The 20,477-nt window shown below is 73.1% G+C and carries 14 protein-coding genes; 6 read left to right on the top strand and 8 right to left on the bottom strand.

Annotated features, from left to right (window positions below; translation table 11 throughout):
- Nucleotides 1-32: 32 nt before the first annotated feature.
- The 8 genes from ACFYZ8_RS23100 to zapE form a co-directional block, all read right to left on the bottom strand.
- Nucleotides 33-1,550 carry an FAD-dependent oxidoreductase gene (locus ACFYZ8_RS23100; RefSeq protein ID WP_388537136.1) on the bottom strand — a complete coding sequence of 506 codons (1,518 nt, stop codon included), beginning with the start codon at nt 1,548-1,550 and terminating at the stop codon, nt 33-35.
- A gap of 20 nt (nt 1,551-1,570) precedes the next feature.
- On the bottom strand, nt 1,571-2,470 hold the full coding sequence (locus ACFYZ8_RS23095; RefSeq protein ID WP_388537134.1) for a polyphosphate kinase 2 family protein: 900 nt from the start codon (nt 2,468-2,470) through the stop codon (nt 1,571-1,573).
- An 80-nt stretch (nt 2,471-2,550) separates the two neighbouring features.
- Nucleotides 2,551-3,933, bottom strand: a complete 1,383-nt coding sequence (locus tag ACFYZ8_RS23090) for a PhoX family protein (RefSeq protein WP_388537132.1) — start codon at nt 3,931-3,933, stop codon at nt 2,551-2,553.
- 99 nt (nt 3,934-4,032) lie between these two features.
- Nucleotides 4,033-4,809: a slipin family protein gene (locus ACFYZ8_RS23085; protein ID WP_388537130.1), complete on the bottom strand. Its 777-nt coding sequence runs from the start codon at nt 4,807-4,809 to the stop codon at nt 4,033-4,035.
- Nucleotides 4,810-4,909: 100 nt separating this feature from the next.
- On the bottom strand, nt 4,910-6,388 hold the full coding sequence (locus tag ACFYZ8_RS23080) for a SulP family inorganic anion transporter (RefSeq protein ID WP_388537129.1): 1,479 nt from the start codon (nt 6,386-6,388) through the stop codon (nt 4,910-4,912).
- Nucleotides 6,389-6,396: 8 nt separating this feature from the next.
- On the bottom strand, nt 6,397-6,975 hold the full coding sequence (locus tag ACFYZ8_RS23075) for a carbonic anhydrase (protein WP_359028896.1): 579 nt from the start codon (nt 6,973-6,975) through the stop codon (nt 6,397-6,399).
- 112 nt (nt 6,976-7,087) lie between these two features.
- A complete protein-coding gene (locus ACFYZ8_RS23070) occupies nt 7,088-7,480 on the bottom strand; it encodes a hypothetical protein (protein ID WP_359028895.1) in 393 nt (130 codons plus the stop codon).
- 185 nt (nt 7,481-7,665) lie between these two features.
- Nucleotides 7,666-8,730, bottom strand: coding sequence for a cell division protein ZapE (gene zapE, locus ACFYZ8_RS23065; RefSeq protein ID WP_388537361.1), 1,065 nt, complete (start codon nt 8,728-8,730; stop codon nt 7,666-7,668).
- Between the two features lie 73 nt (nt 8,731-8,803).
- Between zapE and ACFYZ8_RS23060 the strand changes: the two genes are divergently transcribed.
- The 6 genes from ACFYZ8_RS23060 (at nt 8,804) to ACFYZ8_RS23035 (ending at nt 20,450) form a co-directional block, all read left to right on the top strand.
- On the top strand, nt 8,804-9,601 hold the full coding sequence (locus tag ACFYZ8_RS23060; protein ID WP_388537126.1) for a pyrimidine reductase family protein: 798 nt from the start codon (nt 8,804-8,806) through the stop codon (nt 9,599-9,601).
- A 153-nt stretch (nt 9,602-9,754) separates the two neighbouring features.
- Nucleotides 9,755-10,228 (top strand): indole-3-glycerol phosphate synthase, encoded by a 474-nt coding sequence (locus ACFYZ8_RS23055; protein ID WP_388537124.1) that lies wholly within the window; start codon nt 9,755-9,757, stop codon nt 10,226-10,228.
- Nucleotides 10,229-10,272: 44 nt separating this feature from the next.
- Nucleotides 10,273-11,664, top strand: a complete 1,392-nt coding sequence (gene murC, locus ACFYZ8_RS23050; protein WP_388537122.1) for a UDP-N-acetylmuramate--L-alanine ligase — start codon at nt 10,273-10,275, stop codon at nt 11,662-11,664.
- A 13-nt stretch (nt 11,665-11,677) separates the two neighbouring features.
- Nucleotides 11,678-12,085 (top strand): peptide-methionine (R)-S-oxide reductase MsrB, encoded by a 408-nt coding sequence (gene msrB / locus ACFYZ8_RS23045; RefSeq protein ID WP_388537120.1) that lies wholly within the window; start codon nt 11,678-11,680, stop codon nt 12,083-12,085.
- Between the two features lie 35 nt (nt 12,086-12,120).
- A complete protein-coding gene (locus ACFYZ8_RS23040; protein WP_388537119.1) occupies nt 12,121-12,342 on the top strand; it encodes a hypothetical protein in 222 nt (73 codons plus the stop codon).
- A gap of 191 nt (nt 12,343-12,533) precedes the next feature.
- Complete coding sequence (locus ACFYZ8_RS23035) at nt 12,534-20,450, top strand: SDR family NAD(P)-dependent oxidoreductase (RefSeq protein ID WP_388537118.1); 7,917 nt, start codon at nt 12,534-12,536, stop codon at nt 20,448-20,450.
- Nucleotides 20,451-20,477: the final 27 nt, after the last annotated feature.

The following is a 20,477-nucleotide window of genomic DNA, read 5'->3' as shown; positions in this document are numbered from 1 at the left end:
GCGCGCGAATCGGTTAAGTGGTTGAGTCCCGCTCAGATCTCCCGCTGCTCCAGCGGCTTGGTCGCCGGGCCCTGGATCACCTTGCCGTTCGTGTCGAAGCGGGAGCCGTGGCAGGGGCACTCCCAGGCGTCCTCGGCCCCGTTGAAGGAGACCAGGCAGCCGAGGTGGGCGCAGCGGGGGGAGACGGCGTGCAGGTTGCCGTCGTCGTCGCGGTAGACCGCGAGGCGGTCGCCGTTCACGCGGACCACGGCACCCTCTCCCGGCGGGAGGGACTCCAGCGGGGGTGCGGGACGCAGGCGGTCGCCGACGTAGTGGCGGGCCACCTGCGCCTGGGTCTTGAGGAAGGACGGTGCCTCGCGCACCTGTGAGCGCAGCCGGCGAGGGTCGTACAGCTCGCTCCACTCGCACCTCTCGCCGGTGATCCGGGCCGCGAGCAGCCTGCCCGCCATGACCCCGCCGCTCATGCCCCAGCCGCCGAAGCCGGTGGCCACATAGGTGTGCCGGGCGCCCGGGTGCAGCGGGCCGACCATCGGCACGGTGTCGGTGGGGTCGTTGTCCTGGGTGGCCCAGGCGTGGGTGAGCTCGACGTCGGGGAAGTGCTGGGCGGCCCAGGCGGAGAGGTCGTCGAACCGGGCCCGGGTGTCTCCTGTGCCGGGCGTGAAGTGCTCGCCGGTGACGATCAGCAGGCGCCGGCCGGCGTCCCAGGGGGCCGTACGGACCGAGCGCGTGCCCTCGTCCGGCGTGATGTACATCCCGTCCGGATCCCGCTCCCGGTCGACCGTCCCGGCGACGACCAGCTCGCGGCGCGGGGAGAGCCGGGTGAACAGCAGGGCCCGGTCGAAGATCGGGTAGTGCGTGGCGACCACGACGTCCCGGGCCGTGACCGTCACTCCTGTGTCCGTCGTCAGGCGGCACGGCCGGCCCTCTTCCAGGCCGACCACGACGGTGTGCTCGTGGACGGCGGCTCCGGAGGCGACCAGGTCCTCGGCCAGGGCCAGCAGGTACTTGCGCGGATGGAACTGCGCCTGCCCGGTCACCCGCACCGCGCCCGCCACCGGGAACGGCAGCCCGGTCTCCGTCACGAACGACGCCGGCAGCCCCGCCTCCCGGGCGGCCGCCGCCTCGGCCCGCAGCTCTCCGACCCGGCCCTCGTCACGGACGTAGGTGTACGCGCTGCGCTGCTCCCAGTCGCAGTCGACGCCCAGCTCGTCCGCGATCTCCGCGGCCCGTTCGATCGCCTCGCTCTGCGAACGCGCGTACAGCCGGGCGCCCTCGGGACCCCGGGTGCGGCGCAGTCTGTCGTAGACCAGGGTGTGCAGGACGGTCAGCTTGGCGGTGGTGTGGCCGGTGACGCCGGCGGCCACCCGCCCGGCCTCCAGGACCGCCACCCGCCGCCCGGCCCGCGTCAGCTCCCACGCCGTGCTCAGTCCGGCGATGCCGGCACCGATGACGGCCACGTCGACGTCGAGGTCCTCGGTCAGGGGCGGGTGGGGCCCGCCGGGTGCCGTCTCCAGCCAGTACGAGCCTTTGACATGCCGGTTCTCCGTCATGCGCCCCGAGTACCCCGGGATCACTGTTCCAGCAGCCGCCTGCGGGCGTCCTCCACGTCGAAGTCCGCTTGCGGGTAGTGCGGGTCCAGTTCCGCCAGGTGTTCCAGGAGGAGCCGGCTGACCGCCCAGTTCCGGTACCACTTGCGGTCGGCGGGGACCAGGTACCACGGGGCGTGCGGGGTGGAGCAGCGCTCCAGGGCGATCTCGTACGCCTGCTGGTAGGCGGGCCACAGGGCGCGGTCGTCGATGTCCGAGACGTTGAACTTCCAGTGCTTGTCCGGGCGGTCCAGGCGCTTGAGCAGGCGGTCGCGCTGTTCGTCGTAGGAGATGTGCAGGAAGCACTTGACGACGGTGACGCCGTCGTCGGTGAGGGACTTCTCGAAGCGGTTGATCTCGTCGTAGCGGCGCTCGAGCTCGGCGGGCGGGGCGAGTGAGCGGACGCGGGCGATGAGGACGTCCTCGTAGTGCGAGCGGTCGAAGATGCCCAGCTCACCGGCGCGCGGCAGGGCCTTCTTGATGCGCCAGAGGAAGGGGTGCGTGAGTTCCTTCGGGGTGGGTGCCTTGAAGGCGTGGATACGGCAGCCGGACGGGTTGAACAGGCCGATGACGTGCTTGACCGTGCCGCCCTTGCCGCTGGTGTCCATGCCCTGCAGCACCAGCAGGACCCGGCGCCGGTCGCCCGCCGTGCTCGCCGCCCACAGGCGTTCCTGCAGGTCGGCGAGTGGCGTGGCCAGCTCGGTCATCGCGGCCAGCCCCGCCTGCTTGTCCTGCGGGCCGGCCGGGGTCTCCCGGGCGTCGTGGGCGGCCAGGTCCACCGGCTTGCCGCCCGGCAGGCGCAGCAGCTCGCGCAGGGCGAGGTCGCCCCCGCCCCGCGAGCCCTTCTTCGCCTCGTGGGTCTTCTTCGAGCCCTTCTCGGTCATGGAGCACCCCTTCCGGCCGGGTCCGGCCCCTCGATCCTGCGCCGGGGGACCGGGGGCGCGCCAGCCGTCGTGCGGGGCGGCTACCTGCGCCAGGGGCCCGTCACCGCGAAGGTCGTCCCGGGCGTGTAGCAGTTGACGTACATCGTCTGCCCGTCGGGGGAGAAGGTGACGCCCGCGAACTCGCCCCACTCCGGGGCGTCCGGCGTCCCGATGTTCTGGGCGTTGCGAGCCATCGCGTAGACCTCGCCGTGCCGGGTCACGCCGAAGACGTGCTGGGCGCCGTTGCCGTCCTCGCACACCATCAGGCCGCCGCTCGGGGCGAGGCAGATGTTGTCCGGGGACTCGCCGGGCAGCTGCACGTCGGTGTCCGGGCCGAAGACGATCACCAGGGTGAGCCGGCGCGCCGAGGGGTCGTAGCGCCAGATCTGCCCGAAGTGGTCGGCGGCCGAACCGTCGGCGCTGTGCGCGAACGACGACACGAAGTAGACGGACTTCCCGCCCCAGTAGCAGCCCTCCAGCTTCTGGGCGTGCGTGATGCCCTTGGGGCCGAAGTCCTGGAGCCGGACGGGGGTCTCGGTGGCCAGTGGGTCCGGTACGTCGACCCACTCGATGCCCTCGAAGCAGGCACCGGTCTCCTGGATCACCGACAGGTCGGGGACGCCGGGCACGCGCATCGCCTGGAGCCGGCCGCCCGCGCGCAGCGAACCGAGGCCGCCCTCGGGCCGGTTGGGCAGGAAGCGGTAGAAGAGGCCGAAGGGCTTGAGGAAGGCGTCCTCGGTCTCGTAGACGATGCCGTGCTTCGGGTCGATCGCGATGGCCTCGTGCTGGAAGCGGCCCATCGCGGTCAGCGGTACGGCGCCCGAGCGGTGCGGGTCGACCGGGTCGACCTCGAAGATGAAGCCGTGGTCCTTGGTGTAGCCGTTGGTGCCGGCCCTGTCCTCGGTCTCCTCGCAGGTCAGCCAGGTGCCCCAAGGGGTGGGCCCGCCCGCGCAGTTGACGGCGGTGCCGGCGATGGCGACCCGCTCCGACAGCACGTTGTTGCGGGAGTCCAGGGTGAGGGCCGTACAGCCGCCCTTGCCCGCCGGGTCGTAGGTCAGACCCTTGACGGTGGGGACGGCGAGGGGCGCGGTGGGGCGGTTCTCGTGGTTGCGGACCAGGTGGACACGGCCGTGTCTGCCGGGCAGAGCGGTCATGCCGTCGTGGTTGGAGGGGACCTTGCCCTCGCCGGAGCGGAGCTGGTCGCCCTCGCGGGACAGGACCTCGTAGCGGAAGCCCTTCGGCAGGTCCAGCAGACCCTTGGGGTCGGGGACGAGGGGGCCGTAGCCGGTGTGCCCGAGGGACTGGGCGGCGGCGGTGCCGGCGAAGAGTTCGGAGAGGGCGCCGCTGAAGGCGATGCCCACCCCCAAGGCCCCGGAACGGGCCAGGACCTGACGTCGTGTCGCCGGAGAACCGGACAAAGACATGGCGAAGCAACCTTCCTGCTGGCGGACAGGACTGTGACGTCGCTGTGTCTATCACCTGGGTCGGCCCCCGGGAACCACGCGCGTAGCGTGTCCCGGCCGTCACGTCCCGGTCGGGTGCTCCTGCGCCCGTTCCAGGAAGCGCAGCAGCTCCACCGGGAAGGGCAGGACGAGCGTCGAGTTCTTCTCGGCGGCCACCGCCACCACCGTCTGGAGCAGCCGGAGTTGGAGCGCTGCGGGCTGCTCCGACATCTGCTCGGCGGCCTCCGCGAGCTTCTTGGAGGCCTGGAGTTCGGCGTCGGCATTGATGATCCGGGCCCGCCGCTCACGGTCGGCCTCGGCCTGGCGGGCCATCGACCGCTTCATCGCGTCCGGCAGCGACACGTCCTTGATCTCGACGCGGTCCACCTGCACGCCCCAGCCGACGGCCGGGCTGTCGATCATCAGCTCCAGGCCCTCGTTGAGCTTCTCGCGGTTGGACAGCAGGTCGTCCAGCTCGCTCTTGCCGATGATCGAGCGCAGCGAGGTCTGGGCCATCTGGGAGACGGCGAACTTGTAGTCCTCGACCTTGACCAGCGCGCTCGCCGCGTCGACGACCCGGAAGTAGACGACCGCGTCCACGCGCACGGTGACGTTGTCCCGGGTGATGCCCTCCTGGGCCGGCACCGGCAGCGTGACGATCTGCATGTTCACCTTGTGCAGCCGGTCCACGAACGGCACGATCGCCGTGAACCCGGGCTCGCGCACCTCACCCGTGAGGCGCCCGAGGCGGAAGACCACCCCGCGCTCGTACTGCTTGACGACGCGGGCCGCCGCCGCGAGGTAGACCAGCGCCGCGGACCCGGCCACCGCGGCCGCCGTCACCAGTTCCTGGAGCATTCCGACCTCCTCGTCGAGAGGTCTGTATGTCTGCTCCTGCAACGATATGCCCGATGCCCGGTCCGGGGCCACGCTGGGCCCCGGACCGGGCGGGAGCGCACTACGGCGTGGTGGCCTTCACCAGCTCGGGCTCCGTGACCCGGACCGGCTCCGTGCCGACCGCGCTGTGCCGCTCGGCCCAGTTCTCCAGGGCGGTACGGCAGGCGTGGTCCAGGTGGTGCAGACCGGAGAGGTCCAGCTCCACGGGACGGTCCTGGGGCAGCGACTCCAGGCTGTCGAGGATCTTCGGCAGCCTGAGGAAGGTCGCGTTGCCCGACAGGTGGGCCTGGATCGGGCCCGCACCCTTGTCGACGATCTCCAGCTTGAGGTGCGAGGCCTCCCACGCGGTCTTGACGACCGACAGGGCCAGACCGATCAGCACGCCCTCGAACATGTTCACCGCGACGATCGAGACGGCCGTGGCCACCAGGATCAGCGCCTCACCGCGGTGGCCGCGCCACAGCGACACGATCTCCTTGAAGGGGATCAGCTTGAAACCGGCGTGGACCAGGATGCCGGCGAGGGCGGGCAGCGGGATCAGCGCCAGCGTCGAGGGCAGCAGGGCCGCGAAGAGCAGCAGCCACACGCCGTGCATGACCCGGGAGGCCTTGGTCTTCGCGCCCGCCTGGACGTTGGCGGAGCTGCGCACGATGACCGCGGTCATGGGCAGGGCGCCGAGCGCGCCGCACACGGTGTTGCCCACGCCCTGGGCCATGAGCTCCTTGTCGTACTCGGTGCGCGGGCCGTCGTGCAGGCGGTCCACCGCGGCCGCGCTGAACAGCGATTCGGCGGAGGCGATCAGCGTGAACGCGATGATCGTGCCGAAGATGGCCGGGTTGGCCAGTTCACCGAAGGCGTCCATGCCGGGCGGCTGGATGGAGGCCAGCAGGCCGTTGACCTCGACGGTGGCGATCGACAGACCGAAGACCTGGGTGACCACGGTGGCCAGCAGGACCGCGGCGAGTGCGCCGGGCACCGTCTGCGCCTTCTTGGGCAGCTTCTTCCACAGCACCAGCACCGCGATGGTGCCCGCGCCGATGGCGAGCGAGACGAGCGCCGTGGTGCTGCCCAGCGCGTCCACGACGGCGCCGGGCAGGCCGAGGATCTTGTCGAGTCCGGAGGCGGGGGCCTTCAGACCGGCCGCCGAGTAGAGCTGGCCCGCGATGATCACGAGACCGATACCGGCCAGCATGCCCTCGACGACCGAGACGGATATCGCCCGGAACCAGCGCCCCAGCTTGAGGGCGCCCATGGCGAGCTGGATCAGTCCGGCGGCCAGCACGATGACACCGAGCGCGGGCAGCCCGAACTCGTTCACCGCTTCGAAGACCAGCACCGTCAGACCGGCCGCGGGGCCGGAGACCTGGAGGCTGCTGCCTCGCATCAGGCCGGTGACGATGCCGCCGACTATGCCGGTGACGAGGCCGAGTTCGGCCGGGACGCCGGAGGCGACGGCCACGCCCACGCAGAGCGGGAGCGCGACCAGGAAGACGACCAGGGAGGCGGCGAAGTCCTGCCGCAGGTGAGGGTATTTGGTCATCACGGCGATCACAGACCCTCGAACGCGTCGGTCTCGGCGCGGTGGACGCGTACCGCGCCCGTGTGCACCTCGTAGTACCAGGCGTGCAGGGTCAGTTGGTCCTCCGCCAGCTTCTTGTCGATGAACGGGTACGACCGCAGGCGCAGCACCTGGGCCAGGATGTGGTTCTGCACGCCCTCGGCCACTTCCGGGTCCTCGGTCGTGCCGGACGGGCGCGGGGTGGCGTGATGGAGCCAGGCGCGCACGGCCGGGACGGCGTCCAGGTCGTCGCCCCGCACCAGGGCGCCGACGGCTCCGCAGTGCGAGTGTCCGCAGACCACGATGTCGCGGACGCCCAGCACCTCCACGGCGTACTCGATGGTGGCCGCCTCGCTGGTGGGGTGCTCGGAGGCGTAGGGGGGAACGATGTTGCCCGCGGTGCGCAGCTCGAAGAGCTCGCCCGGGCGGGCGCCCGTGATCAGGGCCGGGACGACCCTGGAGTCCGAGCAGGTGATGAACAGAACCTGGGGGGACTGGCCTTCGGCCAGCTTGGCGAACTCCTCAGGGCGCTGTCCGAACGTACGGGCGTTGTCGATGAGGGGCTGCATGTGGTGACTCCTCCTGGCGCGCCGTGGGGGCGCGTCGGGTTACCTGGCGCGCCGAAGGGCGCGTCGGCTTACATGACAGGTGGGGGAACAGAGGTGGGGGACTGCTCTGCTGTCAGCAGCGGAAAACCTGAAGTGCCGCCGGAGCATGGGCTGTCGAGGGTCTCGACAGGGGGAACTCGCCGGATGCGACCCGCTCGGGCGCGGCCGCCTGCTCCTGAACGGGCAGTGGGCGCTCGGGCCCCTGGGGGGCGAAGTCGACGGCGCGGTGCCGGTCGCGGGTGCGCAGGGGACCGGTCGGGTCCCCGGTGTGGTGGCAGTTGCGCTTGCCGGAGGCCTCGGCGCGCGACAGCTTGCCGGAGAGCTTGGTTCCGGTCTGAGCTTTGGCCTCGGCTTGACGTCCTGTGTGCGCGGTTGCGAATCCCTCGGACGGTGCGAAGAACGGGAGCGCCAGAAGAACGGCGGCGAGGACCGCTACCACGGTCCGTACCGTCGCACCTCGGAACATGCGCCCCCCTCTCGGCAGTTCACGCTTCTAGTCCAGACCAACCATTGGTCAACGGTCGGTCAAGAAACACCTTAACTCGGCAAAGTCGTTTGCTGGGTTAACTTAACGTTTCCGGCTGAAGAGAGGCTGAAGCGTGCCGGGTCGCTGACGCGAACTGGCCCTTGACGTGCGAGGTTTCGCTGTGATTAGGCGACGAGACCCTTGGCGTCGCGCGCCAGCGCGGTGAGGCGGGATATCGCGCGGAAGTACTTCTTGCGGTACCCGCCGTTCAGCATCTCCTCGCTGAACAGCCGGTCGAACGGCAGCCCGGAGGCCAGCACCGGCACCTCGCGGTCGTAGAGACGGTCGGCGAGCACCACGAGCCGCAGCGCCGTCGACTGGTCCGGCACCGGCTGCACGTTGGTGAGGCAGACCGCCCTCAGACCGTCGGTCAGGGCGCCGTACCGGCTGGGGTGGACCTTGGCGAGGTGGGCCAGCAGGTCCGGGAAGGCGTCGAGCGAGGCGCCCTCGGTGGCGTACGCCGCCTTGGTGACCTCCTCGGCGGCGAACGGCGCCGGCGCCTCGGGCAGCCCGCGGTGGCGGTAGTCCTCGCCGTCGATGCGCAGCGGGCGGAAGTGTGCCGAAAGGCCCTGGATCTCGCGCAGGAAGTCGGCGGCCGCGAAGCGGCCCTCGCCGAGCTTGCCCGGCAGGGTGTTGGAGGTGGCGGCGAGCGCCACGCCCGCGTCGACCAGCTTGCCGAGCAGTGTGGAGACCAGGACGGTGTCGCCCGGGTCGTCCAGTTCGAACTCGTCGATGCACAGGAGGCGGTGGCCGGAGAGTGTCTGGACCGTCTTCTGGAAGCCGAGGGCGCCGACCAGGTTGGTCAGCTCGACGAAGGTGCCGAAGGCCTTCAGGGAGGGCTCGGCGGGGGTGGCGTGCCACAGGGAGGCCAGCAGGTGGGTCTTGCCGACGCCGTAGCCGCCGTCGAGGTAGACACCGCGGGGGCCCGCCGGGGTCTTCGGGGCCCTGGACCTGCCGAGTCCGAGGAAGCCGCGCCTGCCGCCGCCGACCGCGTGCGCGCCGCCGAGGCCCGCGGCGAAACCGGCGAGGACCTGGACGGCCTCGGTCTGGCTGGGCTGGTTCGGGTCCGGGATGTACGTGTCGAAGCGCACCGAGTCGAACCGCGGCGGCGGCACCATCTCGGCGACCAGCCGGTCCGCGGGGACGTGCGGCTCACGGTCGCACAGGGACAGCGGGGCGGCGTCGGTCATCGAGCCGAACCCGGACGCGGCGGGGGAAGTAGACACGGTTCACCATGCTAAGGGCCGTGCCACACTGCACGACATGCGACGCCTGTTCCCTGTGACCGACCAGACAGCGATCCGGAGCCCCGAAGGCGAGGCCGGCCCCGACTGGAGCCTCGCCGAGCTGGCCGCCGCGTACGCCTATCCCGAGCTGGGACCCGGGCCCGGGACCCCCGAGGTGTGGCTGCGCGCCAACATGGTCTCCACGATCGACGGGGCCGCCCAGCACGACGGCCGCTCGCACCCCATCTCCAACGCGACCGACATGCGGATCTTCGGGACGCTGCGGGCGCTGGCGGACGTGGTGATCGCCGGTGCGGAAACGGTCCGGCAGGAGGGCTACCGGCCCGCACGCGTGCGGGACGAGTTCGCGGCGATGCGGGAGGCGGCCGGACAGGCCCCGGTCCCCGCGATCGCGGTGATCACCGCCAGCCTGGACCTGGACTTCTCGCTCCCGCTGTACACCTCGCCCCTGGTGCCCACGCTGATCCTCACGGGCGCGGCGGCCGCCCCGGACCGGATCGCCGCGGCCGAGAAGGCCGGCGCGCGGGTGGTGATCGCCGGGGACGGTGTCGGGGTGGACCCCGCGCGGGCCGTACGGGCGCTCGCCGAGCTGGGGCACACCCGGCTGCTGACCGAGGGCGGCCCCCGGCTGCTCGGGCAGCTGGTGGCGGCCGGGGTGCTCGACGAGCTGTGTCTGACCCTGTCCCCGATGCTCACCGCGGGGGACGCGCAGCGGATCGCCGGGGGACCGTCGGTGGCGGTCCCGTCGCGGTTCGTACTGGACTCCCTGCTGGAGGAGGACGGATTCCTCTTCAGCAGGTACCGCAGGCCATGACCGTCCGGATAAGGGTTCGATGGGTACCGCTGGTCCCGACATCGGCGGAATATGCCGTTCCGGTTGGCTTCCGGCGGGCACACTGAATCCGGCAGTACCCGTGCGATCACGGGGCAGGATGGTTTCCGCAGAACGCAGAGAAGGGGACGCCCGGTGTTCACAAGCGTTTTGATGATCGAGAAGGCCCTGACGTCCGCCGACGTGGAGTTCGTCACCACCTTGCACGGCGACGAGCCGGTCGCCTTCCATGTGCTGCTCCAGCCGCGGGGGGACCAGGCGGACCGTCTGCTGCGGGCCATCGACGACGTGGCGCTGGGCGAGCTGGACGAGGCCGTACGGGAGCGGGAGACGCCCGAGGGCGAGGCCGCGAAGGGGGTCGGGGAGCAGGCCCTCGAGGTGTCCCTGCAGGCCCTGAGGGCCTCCGGGAGCGAGGCGGAGGGGCGGCTCATCGAGGACCACCCCCTGGACGCGCTGAAGTCCCTGGTCGACGAGATCCGCGCGGACGAGGTGATCGTGCTGACCGACCCCCACTACGTCGAGGAGTTCTTCCACCGCGACTGGGCCTCCCGCGCACGTCACAAGGTGGGCGTACCGGTGCTGAAGCTGTTCTCGCACAGCAAGGCATAGGCTGAGCCCGCATCCGTACCGCACCACTTTGGGGAGACACACGCATGGCACCCGGCCTTCCTACCGCCATGGACCGACCGCACTTCATCGGGATCGGTGGGGCCGGGATGTCGGGGATCGCGAAGATCCTCGCGCAGCGCGGGGCGAAGGTGGCCGGCAGCGACGCCAAGGAGTCGGCGACCGCGGAGGCGCTGCGCGCGCTCGGAGCGACCGTGCACATCGGACACGCGGCCGGGCACCTGGCGTCCGACGCCACCTGTGTCGTGGTGTCCTCGGCGATCCGGGCCGACAACCCCGAACTGGCCCGCGCCGCCGAGCTCGGCATCCCGGTCGTGCACCGGTCCGACGCCCTCGCCTCGCTGATGGACGGCCTCAGGCCGATCGCGGTCGCCGGCACGCACGGCAAGACGACCACCACCTCGATGCTGGCGGTCTCCCTGTCCGAGCTGGGCCTGAAGCCGTCGTACGCCATCGGCGGCGACCTGGACGCCCCCGGCTCGAACGCCCTGCACGGCGAGGGCGAGATCTTCGTCGCCGAGGCGGACGAATCGGACCGCAGCTTCCACAAGTACGCCCCCGAGGTCGCCATCGTCCTCAACGTCGAGCTCGACCACCACGCCAACTACGCGTCGATGGACGAGATCTACGAGTCCTTCGAGACGTTCGTCGGCCGGGTCGTCGAGGGCGGCACGCTGGTGGTCAACGCGGACCACGAGGGCGCCCGGGAGCTGACCCGCCGGGTCACTGCGAGCGGCGCGCGCGTGGTGACGTACGGCGACGCCGAGGACGCCGACGTGCGCGTCCTCTCCGTCGTCCCCCAGGGCCTCAAGAGCGAGGTCACCGTCGAGCTGGACGGTTCGCCGCTCACCTTCACCGTCTCCGTGCCCGGCCGCCACTACGCGCACAACGCGGTCGCCGCGCTCGCCGCGGGCGTGGCGCTCGGGGTCCCCGCCGCCGAGCTGGCCCCCGCCCTGGCCGCGTACCCCGGCGTCAAGCGCCGCCTCCAGCTGAAGGGCGAGGCGGCCGGGGTGCAGGTCATCGACTCCTACGCCCACCACCCCACCGAGATGACGGCGGACCTGGAGGCCATGCGCGCGGCCGCCGGCGACGCCCGCATCCTGGTCGTCTTCCAGCCCCATCTGTTCTCGCGGACCCAGGAGCTCGGCAAGGAGATGGGCGACGCCCTCGCACTCGCGGACGGCTCGCTGGTCCTGGACATCTACCCGGCCCGCGAGGACCCGATCCCCGGGGTGACGAGCGAACTGATCATCCAGGCGGCGCGGGCCGCGGGCGCGGACGTGACGCCGGTCCACGACAAGGCGGACGTGCCGGACGTGGTCGCGGGAATGGCGAAGGCCGGTGATCTCGTTCTCACCATGGGCGCGGGCGATGTCACCGACCTCGGCCCGCTGATCCTGGACCGTCTCGCGAAGTAAGGGGCTGAGCTTCATGTCGTACGACGTCGAAAAGCCGGACGAGCAGTGGCGTGCGGAGCTGAGCCCGGCCGAGTACGCCGTACTCCGCCAGGCCGGGACGGAACCCGCCTTCACCGGTGAGTACACCGACACCAAGACCACCGGCGTGTACTCCTGCCGCGCCTGCGGTGCCGAACTGTTCACCTCCACCACGAAGTTCGAGTCCCACTGCGGCTGGCCCTCCTTCTACGACCCGAAGGACACCGACGCGGTCGAACTGATCGAGGACCGCTCGCACGGAATGGTGCGCACGGAGGTCCGCTGCGCCCGCTGCGGCTCGCATCTCGGGCACGTCTTCGAGGGCGAGGGGTATCCGACCCCCACGGACCAGCGGTACTGCATCAACAGCATCTCGTTGCGGTTGACGGAGCGTGAGGGCTGAGCGGGAGCAGGCCGAGGACGTCCCGTTCCCGCTCCGTGAGCAGCGGGAACGCCCGGGCCCTGGTGCCGGCCCTGCTCGGGGTGGCCGCGGTCGTGGTGTTCTGGACCGGGCTGCCCGTGGTCCCCGCCGTGGGGGCGGCGGTTCTGGCCAGGTTCTCCCGGGTGCGTACCGGGCGGTGGGGACCGTGCGCGGTGACGGCCGCGGCGCCGGCGGCCGTGACGCCGGCCTCCGCGGGGTGGCCGGCCCTGGCGGGGTGACGGGCGCCGGGTGACGGGGGTGCCGCATCGGCCCTTGAACGCCGGGGGCGATGCGGCACATGGAGCTCGGCCGCTCGCCGGTTCCCCGGCACCGACCGATCAACTCCGGCCACCTGCACACCCTTTGCGATGCGGTGTGCGGCACGCGGGCGGGATACGGTGCGGATTCGGTGATCCAGAGGGAGGCCCGGATGCGTGTCGGGGGAGTGGCCGAGGTCCGGCCCGTGGCGGAGCTGCTGGTGGGGAACTCCTCGCGGTACGGCGGGAAGGTCGCGTTCGCCGATGACCGGCGGCAGGTGAGCTGGACCGAACTGGAGCTCCGGACACGGCGGTTGGCGGGGGCGCTCGGTGTGGAGCGCGGGGCCCGGGTGGCGTTCTGTCTCGACAACAGCGTGGAGCTGGTCGAGGGGCTGCTGGCCACCGTACGGGCCGGTGCGGTCGGCGTGCCGCTCAGCCCGCGCGGGACCCACGCCGAGCTCGCGGCGCTGCTCGCCGACTGCGATCCGGACGTACTGGTCGTCGACCGGCGGCAGTTGGCGCGGATCGCCAGTGTGGTCGGGGAGCGGTCGCCGCGACTGGTCGTCACCGGGGAGGGACCGGTGCCGGACGGCGTCGCGTGCTTCGACGACCTTGTCGCGGAGGGGAGTTCACCTCGGCCGTGTGACGATCTCGGGCTGGACGAGCCCGCCTGGCTGCTCTACACCTCCGGCACCTCGGGCACCCCCAGGGCCGCCGTCGCCAGTCAGCGCTCCGCGCTCTGGTCGCCGGTCGCCTGCTATGTGCCCCGGCTGGGGCTCTCGGCGGACGACCGGCTGCTGTGGCCGCTGCCGCTCGCGCACACCTACGCCCACTCGCTCTGTGTGCTCGGCACCACCGTGGCGGGCGGCAGCGCACGGATCACGGCGGTGCGGGAACCGGCCGCGCTGGTACGGCTGATCGAGGAGTTCGCGCCGACCGTGCTGGGCGGAGTACCGCTCACCTACCAGCAGTTGCTCGACACCGGACTGGGTGAGGTGCCCTCGCTGCGGGTGTGTGTCACCGCCGGGGCGCCGAGTGCGCCGGAGCTGCGGGAGCGGGTCGAGGAACGGCTCGGGGCGCCGCTGCTCGACGGGTACGGCAGCACCGAGACCTGCGGCAAGATCGCGATGGAGTCGCTGACGGGGCCGCGGGTGCGGGGCAGCAGCGGGGCCGTGCTGCCCGGCATGGAAGTGCGGCTCGTCGATCCCGGGACCGGGGCGGAGACCGAGAGCGGTGAGGGCGAGATCTGGGTGCGCGGTCCCGGCGTCATGCTCGGCTACCGCGACGGGGCGGGGGCGGCCGCCGAGGGCTGGTACCGCACCGGTGACCTGGGGCGCCGGGGTGAGCACGGACACCTGACCGTCACCGGGCGCGCGAACGACCGGATCGTCCGGGGCGGGGAGAACGTCGACCCCGTCGAGGTCGAGCAGGTGCTGCGCGCACTGCCCGGAGTGCTGGACGCGGCCGTGGTGGCGCGACCGCATCCGCTGCTCGGGGAGGTTCCGGTCGCGTTCGTCGTACCGGGGGAGGGAGCCCTCGACACGGGCGCTCTGCTGCGGGTCTGCGCCGAGGTGCTCTCCGCGCACAAGGTGCCCGACGAGGTCCTGTTCACCCCGGCCATCCCCCGCACCGCGGCCGGCAAGCCCCGGCGGGCGGTCCTGAGGGAGGGCCTCGCCGCCCGCCCGGCCGAGGAGACCCTGGCGGGGCTCGCCGACCGGACGCCGGGGGAGCGGCGGGCGGTGCTGACCGAGCTGGTCTGCGCGGAGACGGCGGCCGTCGGCGGGGCGGGGGCGGGGGCGGGGGCGGGGGGTGCGGTGGGTGCGGTGACGTCGGCCTCCGGGGAGGACGGTGCCTTGGCCGGCGGGGGCTCCGCATCCGCCCCGGCGGACGTGGGCCGTGAGGCTCCCGTCACCGATGCCTCGGCGATCGACCCCCACACCGCCTTCACCGACCTCGGGCTCAGCTCCATGGGGGCGATGACCCTGTGGCACCGGCTCGGTCTCCGTACCGGGCTGCGGTTGCCCGCCACCCTGGTCTGGGACCATCCGACGCCCGCCGCCGTCGCCGCCCACCTGGACGAACGCCTCCACGGCGGCGCCCGGGAGACGGCGCACCCGCGCCGCGGGCCCGCCGCCGAGCCCATCGCGATCGTGGCCGTCGGCTGCCGCTACCCGGGCGGGGTCGGCTCGCCCGAGGACCTCTGGCGGCTGGTGTCCGACGGTGTGGACGCCACCGGCGAGTTCCCCACCGACCGGGGCTGGGACGTCGACGCCCTGTACGACCCCGACCCCGACCGGCTCGGGACGACGTACACCCGACGCGGGGGCTTTCTCACCGACGCGGCCGACTTCGACCCGCTGTTCTTCGGCATCTCGCCGCGCGAGGCCACCGCCACGGACCCGCAGCACCGGCTGCTGCTCGAGGTCGCCTGGGAGACGCTGGAACGGGCGGGCATCCCCGCGCCCTCGCTGCGCGGCAGCGCCACCGGCGTCTACGTCGGTCTGATGCACGGCGGATACGGCGGCGGGGTCTCCAAGCACGCGCTGGAGTCGCACATCGGCGTCGGCTCGTCCGGCAGTGTGGCCTCCGGGCGGATCTCCTACGTGCTCGGCCTGCGCGGCCCCGCCCTGACCGTCGACACCGCCTGTTCGTCGTCCCTGGTCGCGATGGACCTGGCCGCGGCCGCCCTGCGCGCGGGCGAGTGCACGCTGGCGTTGGCCGGCGGGGTGACCGTGCTGGCCAGTCCGAAACCGTTCGTGGTGTTCAGCCGGCAGCGCGGGCTGTCGGCGGACGGCCGCTGCCGGTCCTTCGCGGACGGCGCGGACGGCACCGCGTGGGCCGAGGGCGGCGGCCTGGTGCTGCTGGAGAAGCTGTCGGACGCCCGCCGCAACGGCCATCCGGTCCTGGCGGTGCTGCGCGGCTCCGCCGTCAACCAGGACGGCGCCTCCAACGGCCTCACCGCCCCCAACGGCGAGGCCCAACGGGAGCTGATCCGGCTGGCGTTGGCCGACGCCGGGCTCGGCACGGCCGATGTCGACGTCGTCGAGGGGCACGGCACCGGGACCGCGCTCGGCGACCCCATCGAGGCGGGCGCCCTGCTCGCCACCTACGGCCAGGACCGCGACCCCGGCGACCCGGTGTGGCTCGGCTCGGTCAAGTCGAACTTCGGGCACACCCAGGCCGCGGCCGGGGTGGCCGGCGTCATCAAGATGATCGAGGCGATGCGCCACCGCGAACTGCCCAGGTCGCTGTACGCGGAGCAGCCGTCGCCGCACGTCGACTGGTCCGAGGGGGCGGTGCGGCTGCTGGACCGGGCCCGGCCCTGGCCGGAACGCGACCGGCCGCGACGGGCGGCGGTCTCGTCGTTCGGGATCGGCGGGACCAACGCGCACGTGATCATCGAGGAGGCCGTCCGCGAGACGGAGGAAGCCGGGGAGGAGCGCGACCACGTCCGCCCGGGTCCGGGCACCGTCACCCCCTGGCTGGTCGGCGGCAGCGACGAGGCCGGACTCCGCGCCCACGCCCGCGAGTTGGCGGACGCGCTCGCCGACGTGGAGGGGAAGGCGGCCGCCCTGGACGTCGCGTACTCGCTCGCGACCACCCGCGCACCGCTCCAGCGCCGCGCAGCCGTGCTGGCCACGGACACCGACGGACTGCTCGCCGGGCTGCGGGAGCTGGCCGACGGCATCGACAGTCCCGCAGTCCGCAAGGGCACCGCACGCGGCACCACCAAGGTGGCGCTGCTGTGCGCGGGCCAGGGCGCCCAGCGGACCGGCATGGGGCGCGAACTCGCCGCCGCTCACCCCGTGTTCGCCACCGCCTTCACCGAACTGTGCGACACGTTCACCCCGTTGCTCGACCGCCCCCTGCGCGAGGTGATCGACGACCCCGACAGCCGTCTTCTGCACCGCACCGACTACGCCCAACCCGCCCTGTTCGCCTACGAGGTCGCGCTGCACACCCTCCTCGCCGACTGCGGGGTACGGCCGGACTTCCTGGTCGGCCACTCGATCGGCGAACTGGCCGCCGCGCACATCGCGGGCGTCCTCTCCCGGTCCGACGCGGTACGGCTGGTGGCCGCGCGCGGCCGTCTGATGGCCGAACTGCCCGCGGGCGGCGCGATGTTCGCAGTACGGGCACCGCTGGCGGACGTCGTGAAGCAGCTCGACGAGGTGCCCGACGCCCGGGTCGCCGTCGCGGCGGTCAACGGGCCCGAGTCCGTGGTGCTGTCCGGAGCGGAAGAGGCGGTGTCCGCCCTGGTCGATCGGCTCGGACGTACGGCGACCCGGTTGCAGGTCGGGCACGCCTTCCACTCGCCGCTGCTCGACCCGATGCTGGACCGCTTCCGGAAGGTCGCCGAGTCGGTCACCTGGCACCGGCCCGCCCTGCCGGTGGTGTCGACGCTGACCGGCCGCCCGGAGCCGGACGCGATGCGGACCGCCGAGTACTGGGTACGGCAGGCGCGCGAGACCGTGCGGTTCGCCGACGCGGTGCGGTGGCTGGCGCGGGCCGGGGTGACGGCGTACGTGGAGGCGGGGCCGTCGGCGACGCTGAGCGCGGCGGCCGGGGAGTGCGTCGAGCCGGACTCCGGGGCGCTGTTCACACCCGGCGCCGAGACGGCCGTGGCGCTCGCGGAGCTGCACGTCCACGGCGTGCCGGTGGACTGGCGGGCCGTGTACGCCGGGACCGGTGCACGGCGGCGGCCGTTGCCGACGTACCCCTTCCAGCGGCAGCGCTACTGGCTCGACACCGGCGGCAAGGCCGGCGGTGACGACCGCGGGCTGCTCGGCGAGGCGCAGCCGGACGCCGACGGCCCCGCGACCCGGTACAGCGGTGTGCTGTCCACCGCGCGGCGGCCCTGGCTCGCGGACCATGTGATCGGCGACCGGGTGCTGGTGCCCGCGGCGGTCTTCGCCGAGCTGGCCTTCAGGGCCGCCGGGGCGGGCGTGGCGAAGGGTCCGCTGCGGCTGTCCGAACTGATCCTGCACGAGCCGCTGGTGCTGCCCGCGTCCGACGAGGTGCGCGTCCAGGTCGTCGCGGACGCCCCGGACGAGGAGGGGAACCGTCCGGTCACCGTGTGGGCGGCACGGTCGGCCGGGTCGTGGACGCGCCATGCCAGTGCGGTGGCCGCCCCGGCCGGGGCACCGGTCGCGACTGCTCCGGACTTGTCGTGGCCGCCCGCCGGCGCCGAGGAGGTCGCCGTCGACTACCGGCGGCTCGCCGCGTACGGCCACCACTACGGGCCCGCCTTCCGCGCGGTCGGCAGGCTCTGGCGGCGCGGCACCGAGACGTTCGCCGAGGTGGCGCTACGGCCGCGGGAGGCGGCGGACACCGGCTCGTACACCCTGCATCCCGCGCTGTTCGACGCCGCTCTGCACGCGGCGCTGCTGGCCGAGGGGCCCGGCGAGGCGCGGGTGCCGCTCGCGTGCACCGGCGTGACGGTGCACGCGACCGGCGCCACCGCCGCGCGGGTACGGCTGGAGCGACTCGGGGCCGACGAGGTACGGGTGACGCTGACCGGCCCGGACGGGCAGCCGCTGGCCACCGTCGAATCCCTGGTCACCCGGGTGATGAAGGTCCGGCCCACCGAGCTGTACACGGTGGCCTGGCGGCCCGCCACGGGAACCGGGCACGCCGACACCAGGCACGAACTGCTGGACACGGCGGACCTGTTGAACCAGTCCCGCGAGGACCTGCCGGGCCGGGCCCGGGATCTCGTCACCGCCACCCTCGCCCGGGTCCGCGACTGGGTCACCGACGCCCGTCCCGGCCGCCTGCTGGTACTCACCCGGCACGCCACCGGGGACGACCCGGACCCGGCACAGGCGGCGGTGGCCGGCTTCGTGCGCAGCGCGCAGTCCGAGCACCCCGGCCGGATCGTGCAGGTCGACCTTCGCGCAGGCACCGCCATGCCCGACGCACTGGACGCGGCCCTGCGCACCGGCGAACCCCAACTCGCCCTGCATGACGGCGCGGTCCTGGTGCCCAGGCTCGTCCCCACGGAGCCCGGGACCACCGCCGCGCCCGCGCTCGACCCCGACGGGACCGTGCTGATCACCGGCGGAACGGGCGCGCTCGGCGCGAGCCTCGCCCGGTATCTCGTCGCCGAACACGGCACCCGGCACCTGCTGTTGGCGAGCCGCAACGGCCGTACCCCCGGCTGGGCGGCCGAACTGCCCGCGCATGTACGGGTGGTGGCCTGTGACGTGAGCGACCGGGCTGCCGTCGCCGAGCTGGTCGAGTCCTGCGCACCGCCCCTGACCGGCGTGTTCCATCTCGCCGGCGTGGTGGCCGACGGGATCGTGGACGGCATGACCCCGGAGCGGGTGGCCGACGTGCTGGCCCCCAAGGCGGACGCCGCCTGGCATCTGCACGAGGCGACCAGGGACCTCGGGCTGTCCGCGTTCGTGCTGTACTCCTCGGCCGCCGGTGTGCTGGGCCGGCCGGGGCAGTCCAACTACGCGGCCGCCAACGGTTTCCTCGACGCGCTCGCCGAGTACCGGACCGCCCGCGGGCTGCCCGCGCGGTCCCTCGCCTGGGGCCCCTGGACCACCGAGCACGACGAGGGCATGGCGGGCCGGGTCGCACCGCACCTGCCGGCCGACGGCGGGGTGCCCGCGATCACCGAGCAGGAGGGTGTCGAACTGCTGGACTCCGCGCTGCGCACGGCGGCACCGGTGCTGGTGCCCGTCCCGTTCGCCCGCGCGACGGCGAACGGCTCGCCCCCGCCGTTGCTCACGGACCTGTTTCCGGCGCGCCAGGCCCCGGTCGCCGTGTCCCCGGCGGCCGACCAGGCTCCCGGTGCCTGGCGCAAGAGGCTGGCCGCGGCTCCCGAGGCCGAGCGGGCGGGTGTGCTGGCCGGTCTGCTCCGTGCCGAACTGGCCCTGGTGCTCGGCTTCCCGGACGCGGACGCGTTCCCGGCCGACCGGGAGTTCGGGCAGCTCGGGTTCGACTCGCTGACGGCCCTTCAGTTCCGCAACCGGCTCAGCGCGTTCACCCGGGTGCGGCTGGCGCCGGCGGTCGTCCTCGAACACCCGACGCTGGAGGGGCTGTCGGCGCACATTCTCGCCGCGCTGGGAGAAGCGGGCGCGCTGCCGGACTCGGGGGAGTCCGAGGAGTCGGACGACACCCCGGTGACCGACACGGCGGCCCAAGTCCCTTCCTCCGCCTACCGGTTCAGCACCCTCTACCACCGTGTCCTGCGCGAGCGGGGTCCGCTGGAGGCGATGACCCTGCGGTACGTCGCCTCGTACGCCCTGCCGTCCTTCACCGCGGCCGACCGCGCCCGGCATGGCGTCGGACCCGTCCGACTCGCCCGGGGCGGCACCGCGGGGCGTGCGGCGGCGCTCGCCTACCTCCCCGACTACCTCGCACCCTTCCACCGCGTCCCCACCGGACTGGCCCGGCAGTTCGCCGGGGAACGGGACGTGTACCTGCTGGAACACCCCGGATTCGGGGACGGCAGGGCGGTGCCGGACTCCATGGAGACGCTGGTCCGGACGCACGCCGACGCGGTGCGCGAGATCGCCCGCAGCGGCCCCGTCGTGCTGGCCGGCTACTGCGCCGGTGGCGTGATCGCCCACGAGGTGGCCCGCCACCTGGCGACCGCGGGGCAGCCACCGGCCGGTGTCGTCCTGATCGACACCCACGCGGGCGTGCTCCAGCGCGGAGACGCCCGCGCCCTCGCCCTGATGGCCGCAGGCGCCGCTCTGCCGGAGGACGTGGTCGAGGGGTTCGACGACTCGTTGCTGATCGCGGGCGGCGGTTACGCGCGCGTCCTGGAGGGATGGCAGCCCGGGGCCCGGCCCGAGCCTGCGCCCGGGACCCCGCCCGGGCCCGCCCCCGGCCCACCTTCCGTCCCGACACCCGAGACTCCGCCCGTACCCACGCTCCTGCTCCGCGGCCGTCCGACCGCCGAGATGCGGCGGGCCGATCCCGACGCCGACTGGCTGCCGCACTGGCCGTTGCCCCACGAGGCCGCCGACGTTCCCGGTGACCATTACTCCGTCGTCCACCAGGACGCCGGCTCCACGGCCGCGGCCATCCGTGCCTGGCTGACCGCGCAGGCCCAGGACCCGCGTAACCCGTAACCCCGTGACCCGCGCCCGGCAACCGAC

The organism is Streptomyces sp. NPDC001668, from assembly GCF_042893155.1.
Taxonomy (GTDB): Bacteria; Actinomycetota; Actinomycetes; order Streptomycetales; family Streptomycetaceae; genus Streptomyces.
This window is presented reverse-complemented; position numbering and strand designations above follow the sequence as displayed.